Origin of the sequence: Bartonella sp. AP88XZML, assembly GCF_042195565.1 — a bacterium.
In the GTDB taxonomy this organism is placed as follows: Bacteria; Pseudomonadota; Alphaproteobacteria; order Rhizobiales; family Rhizobiaceae; genus Bartonella.
Genome location: NZ_JBHIOQ010000036.1, coordinates 1 through 6,550, shown reverse-complemented (window position 1 = coordinate 6,550; position 6,550 = coordinate 1). Strand labels below are relative to the sequence as shown.

2 protein-coding genes and 2 pseudogenes are annotated in these 6,550 nt (G+C 33.9%); all 4 read right to left on the bottom strand.

Annotated elements, in window-relative coordinates; genetic code table 11:
• Positions 1 to 343 (bottom strand): annotated as a pseudogene (locus ACFIK2_RS04170) (hypothetical protein); the annotation flags it as partial.
• Between the two features lie 89 nt (positions 344 to 432).
• Positions 433 to 1,089, bottom strand: coding sequence for a hypothetical protein (locus ACFIK2_RS04165; protein WP_375676915.1), 657 nt, complete (start codon positions 1,087 to 1,089; stop codon positions 433 to 435).
• An 83-nt stretch (positions 1,090 to 1,172) separates the two neighbouring features.
• Positions 1,173 to 1,997: a hypothetical protein gene (locus ACFIK2_RS04160; protein ID WP_375676914.1), complete on the bottom strand. Its 825-nt coding sequence runs from the start codon at positions 1,995 to 1,997 to the stop codon at positions 1,173 to 1,175.
• A 1,711-nt stretch (positions 1,998 to 3,708) separates the two neighbouring features.
• Positions 3,709 to 6,550: pseudogene (locus ACFIK2_RS04155) on the bottom strand (type ISP restriction/modification enzyme); the annotation flags it as partial.

Below are 6,550 nucleotides of genomic sequence, written 5' to 3'. Positions count from 1 at the left end.
TGCCATAGACACAAGCATGGTCATAAATTTTTGCGTATTGAGAGATGAAAGCCTTGCCATAGATTTCACAATTCCCATAGATTTGACCACAAACTTGAGAAAAATGCCGTATTTTTGCATTTTCAGAAACGACGGCATAGCCATACACACAAGCTTTATCATAAACCCAGCAATTGCCATCATGGGATAGATTAGCTTCCTTTTCAATAAAGCCCCCTAAATCCCCCGTCTTAACATCATCAAAATCTTTTAAAGCTTTAATGCGATAAAGATTTATAATATTTCGAGTAAGAGCATGTTTGATTTTTTTGATTTCACTGGTTAATTCGTATTTTTGAGACATAGAGATACCCTCACATAATAGATATGTGTTAAACGGTTAGGAAAATTTGATTGGAAAGCAGGCGCCCCCGCCGCGCCCCGCGCTGTTATTTAAGCAGCGTCTCTTATGATTTGATCACAAATTTTAATATGACCATTTAATTTTTTTGTATCTATATATGAATTGCCAAAAACACTCACTTGATCACAAATGTATGTATAGCCTGTAATTTTTGCATTCTCATAAATACAAGCATCATCACCAACTATAGCAAAAAACCAAACTTGAGCATTGTCAAAAATCTTTGCATTGCCATAAGCTTGCGCATAGCCAGTCAGTAAAGCATCATCATAGATTTTAGCATGACCTTTTATAACAGCCCTGTCAGATACTTCAGCATGATTCAAAACGCAGGCATAACCGTAAACATAAGTTCTTCCAAAAACCACGGCATGATCAGCAACCCTAGCATTGTCATAAACCACGGCATTATCATAAACTTGTGCATAGCCTTCAATTTTTGCATTATCGAAAACATAAGCTTTATTTAAGACTTTAGCATTATCAGAAACATAGGCATTATTATAAACACAAGCATCATCATAGACCCAGCAATTGTCATAATGCGATAGGTTATCTTCCTTTTCAACAAAACCGCCTAAATCGCCAGCCTTGACATCAGAAAAGTCTTTTAAAGCTTTAATGCGATAAAGAATTTGATTACTAATTACACGCGTTTCATTTGTGAGTGCAAACTTTTTTTGCATAGCACAATTCCTTTATAAAGAGATTTAAATTTTAAAATGAGATGTTTTAAAGAGGGGCGCCCCCGCCCGCGACCGCGCGTTATTTACGCAGCGTTATTTATATTCTGATCAAAACCACAGACATCTTCAGAAAATTTCTTATTTTCTTTAAGCACAGCATTGCCATAAATCGTTGTAAATTGGCAAATTTGTGCTTTGCCACTCACATGAGCATTATCATGAATTTTTGCAAAAGGACCAACACGCGCCGAGCCAAAAACCTTGGCATTGTCATAAATATTGCTCCCATCATAAACTATAGCTTTATCAAAAACATGAGCATTGCCATAAGCTTTTGACCACGGAGCAAGGCGTGATTTACCGTAGACATGGGCATCATTAAACACAAGCCCACTCACATGAGCATTTTCATATACACGGGCATTATCGTAAATAAGAGCCCCTTCAGTAATAACGGCATTATCACTCACAACGGCATTGCCAAAAACATAGCCACCAATTTTTGCATTGCCATTAATGATTGCATTGTCATAAACACGTGCTTTATCACTCAAAATCCATGCCTTATCACTAATCACGGCATTACCATAAACCCTAGCATAATTCACAACACAAGCATTATTGCGTATTTTAGCATTTTCGGAAACGCTTGCTTGGATAACCATAGCATCATCATAAACCCAGCAATTGCCTTTATGAGACAGATCACTCTCATCTTTAATAAAGCCGCCGAGGTCGCCAGCCTTAACATCATCAAAATCTTTTAAAGCTTTAATGCGGTGTAAAGTCATACCGTTAACAACGCGGTTTTCATTAGTAAGTTCATATTTTTTTACAGGCTCTTGTTGATTAACAGATGCGGTTTCATTTGAAATGTTAGAGGAAATTGTATTTTGAGAATTTTTCATTTTAAATTCTTTCTAATCAAAATTGTTTTGAAATTGACACCCTATAAAGGGCGTCGGGCGTTCAAAACACGGTGATTAGTCCGTTGTATGCTTTTCCCATAAATGGGTATTGTATGGCATAACCACACCCGACAAAATTCTCATATACTAACAAAAGCATAAAAGATAGCCAGTTTTTAAAAGCTTTGGAAAGATTGTTTCGTAATCTATCCGCTAATCACAAGTGTTTTGATCACTTGATTATTTATATACCAAAATACGTATTTATTGTCAAATAATATTTTATCTTTTTTAATATTTTTTTGTATTTTTAAAATACGTTGTGTATTTATAATATCTTATGCTTATGAATAGCTTCTTTTATATTTATGTGCTTTTAAGGCTATATTATGGGATTTATGAAACGATTGGCTTCTTTTTTGAATCTATACATTTATAATATTTAGAAACGCTCTCATAATGCGTTTTTTTATCTTTATAACCTATCAGATTTTTTACTAAATGGTTTTTAATTTTTTTGTGAATTTTGTTTATAACACATTTGCAACTTAACAGCTTTTTATAGAGATGGTCTTTATAACCAATGCTTTCATTTGCATTATGATTATAAAACCTTGCTGTTTTTACGCATTCTTTATAACCATGGCATCATTTTTCATTTTCATAAGAGAAACGATAAATAGGATAATTATAATTTATAGACTGTTATGAAAACATCTAAAGAGAGATCGATAATTATAAAGATTAGCAAAATCCTTTTTAATAGGCTTTTGTCAGTTGTGTCAGTTTTGTCAGTTCTTTTTAGACCCTCTATTATTCTTTTTAATGAGAAAAAATAAAAGTTATTATATATCAATATGTTAACATTTTAAAATACAACCCATATCGAAAGTACAACCTTAAATACAATTAATAATATATATATGTCAGTTATGTGTCAGTAAATTGAACCGACAAAAGTGATCATTTTAGTGAGTGATTAAAACGTGTCTTATGAAAAGCGTATGAAAGTAAAAACTGATTACGTTATCAAAATCCTTTTTATGAATTTTATTAGTTCTTTTGAATGATAACCTTATGATTTAGAGAATGATTACAACGTGCTTTATAAAAAGCGTATGATCCTTAAAGCCTTTCAAAAGATAGCTTGTAACTCATACGAAATGTATCAAGACCATTATGGTTATGAGTTTTGAGTATTTTGAGGGTTCCTTTTACCTCCCGTTATATATTTTTTTAAAATAGAAAAATAAAAGTTATTATATTTCAATACATTAGCATTTTAGAGATCTTAAAAAAACAACCCATATTGATAACACAACCTATAAATTCAACTAATAATATAGGTTTTGAGGGGGTTTTGACGGTTTTTACACCTTCAAAACCTATAAGCAAAATGAATACATATAACTCTCTTTAAACAAAGCTTTTGAAAACAATAAAGCACTCATTTTAGATTACGGTATAACCTCTTAAAGGCAATGTAAAAAAATCTAATTCACTTTAAGAGTGGGTTTCTTAAAAGTCTTAAAGCAATCCAAATGAGAGTATCTAAAAGTGCAAGTTTTTTCTTTTTAGAATAACGCAATGATAAATTATCCTTTTAAAGATTGTATGTAAGCAATGTATAAAGGGGTATAGAACCTATAGGTATAAGACCTTATACCCCTTATGCGTTTATCATACCCATTATGTGAGCATGCTTTATAAGTTATTCAGTTTCTCTTAATACCAATTTTGGTAAGTTCTTAACGATTTTCATTGTTTCTAAACTTACGGTAATAACCCTTTGAAACAATTCCAATGGATAAGCAGGGTTGCCAACGGTTTCAATAGCATAGCGATTAGCATCATTAACAATACCGCTCTTTTTATCAGTCTTTACACATTGACGCCCCATAACCCATTCAAGAGCAGGTCTACCATTGACGATATACTCATAAGCTTCAAGAGGGATATCTGTTATGGTAATATTGCTATTGTAGATAACAGTCGATTTATCCTTTTCCTTACTATTCTTAATTTTTGCAAATTTCATTTCAGTTACATAATAGAATTTTTCGGGATTAGAGATTTCTGTCTGTTTTGGATTACCCTTTTTAAAGGTCACTGGATAAGGCTCTACATCTTCATAATTCACGTGCAAATGACCCAGTTCACGCCCTGCTGTTACAAATTTCCAAAAATCATCAGCACTCTTTACACAAGGGATACGAGGCAATTCTTTGCATAAATTATGAGCATAACGAGCACGGTAATCTTCCGAATGTAAAATTCCATAAACGTAATAGAACAAATCATCTTTTGTTATGGCTTCATTAGGATAAGCGGCTTTAAAATGGTCTAGACCTTCATCAGTAATGGCATCATGCCTCTGTAAACCAGCTGTTTTGCTGTCTTCTATAGAATTCGCAAATAAATGGGATTGTTGCTTACTTTTACCTTTTGAGATCCTAGTGTTTTCGTAAAAATATCTTGGAAAGCATTGACCTTTATCCAATGCATCAAGATTGGGAAGATTCTTACTCATCAAAACAGAAAAACCTGCTTGAGTTCCGGTACCTGTAATTTGTATTACCTTATTTTCAACAGCTTTTCCCATAGGGAATATCCGCGGCATTTGATAGACTCTCTCATTAAAAGTACGGTTGTAGTATAGCCATTGTTTCGTAAAAGGACGATAAAGACTTTGCGTGAGGCATATATTTTCAAATTCAGAAATTTTTCCTCTTACTAATTCTTGTTTAACATTATAGCTCCAACTTATCTTTCTCTCATCTGTATCAACGAAATTATTTACAGCCTTTGTACGTATCTTGCGGTTAGCATGTGTATAAGCTTCATTAAATCGTCCCACTTCACTGTTATAGAAGGCAATCATATTACTCATGTTCTTCTTTAAAGTTTCATGGCTTGAGTTATACGTCCAAGCATCACGATTGGTTACAATTCCAAGAGAAAACGTTTCAAATAGTCTGAAATGACATCCCTTCTTATCGCCTATAGCTAAAAATGTTTTGAAATTGTTATCACGTTGATGAATCCAGTCACCATGTTCATCCGGTGTAATTATTTTCCAACCTGATTTATTTGTGATGCCACCAACATTACCAAAGTCTTGAAGCATCTCAAGTTTTTTTTCGGTAGAAAGATTATCACCAATGTCGTGATAGTAAATCTCACAAGGTTGTTTTTTATTTGGGTTGCGCACAAAAATCGTTACAGCTATTCCATTTTGGCTTCCAGAACCAAACACATTGCCTCCTTCCTTTGATAGCTCTTTTGATTTTATATTTTTTCGAATATCACCACGAAGATTAATGATATAAATAGAAGAATATTCATTTCGTAAGCATTTTCGCATGCCATCAGCAAATGCTTTATCTACCCATCCATTTCCAGAAATATAAGCTACAATACCACCTTGGGAACTTAAGCGATTACTTGCCCACCTAATCGCTCTAATATAGCTATCATAGAGATTTCTTTTTAATGTTGCTTGAGATTTAAGTGCATACGTATTTTGGATACTTCTATCAAGTATTTCATATTCTACATTTGCATTATTATCATTTTCGCTTTTTTGACCTGTTGAATAAGGGGGATTGCCAAAGATAACTTTAATATCCAGTTTCTTTTGATGCTCTAAATATTCACTGTTTTCTTTGAATAATTTTTGCAGAAGGTTCTTCTCTTCAAGCATCCGAAACGTATCAGTCAAACCAATATGCTTGAAAGGGATATATTCACCTTTCATGATACTATGATACGTCGATTCTATGTTAATCGCTGCTATGTAATAGGCAAGCAAAACAATTTCATTGGCATGAATATCATGACGGAACTTATATTCCATATCCTCTGGTTTGATGAGATTGGATTGTAAAAGCCGTGTGATAAAAGTACCTGTTCCCGTGAAAGGGTCAAGAATAGAAACACCCCGTGAACCTAAGCTTTTGCCAAATTCATTACGTAACACATCATCAACAGAATGAATGATAAAATCGACAACCTCAACGGGGGTATAAACAATGCCAAGCCTATCTGTTNGTCACAAGATGTTGTCCTAACATCTCAAGGGCTTCCTCTTGCGTAATACTGTCGTTTAAATTGCTCTTTAATTCCTTATGAAACGCATCAAAAGCACACCGCGCTTTGCCTTTCTCATCAGAAAGAATATCTTTAAGATGATTGATATGGTTTTGAGCAATCTCAGCAACATTGTTCGCCCATATGCCCCAATAATCAGAAAGGGTTGATCTTTTAATCAAAACCGTTTTAAGAGCGCGAGGGAATGCCGCTATAAAGTTGAAGCTTGTTTGTCCATTATGCATGGAAAGCGATTTACGGATTGGAGAGACATTGCTTGCGCTTGCATGCTCTGGTCTTGCTTGAAGCGGGATATCATCAACAACCGTGGTGACATTCTCTAAATCCATATTTTGAGAAACTGTTACAATTTCTAAAATAGAGCTTACATCTTGTCCTAAATTCATCTGATTAAGCGTTTTACTAAAATTCTCATCATGAGCAAGCAGGGCATCGAGAACTTG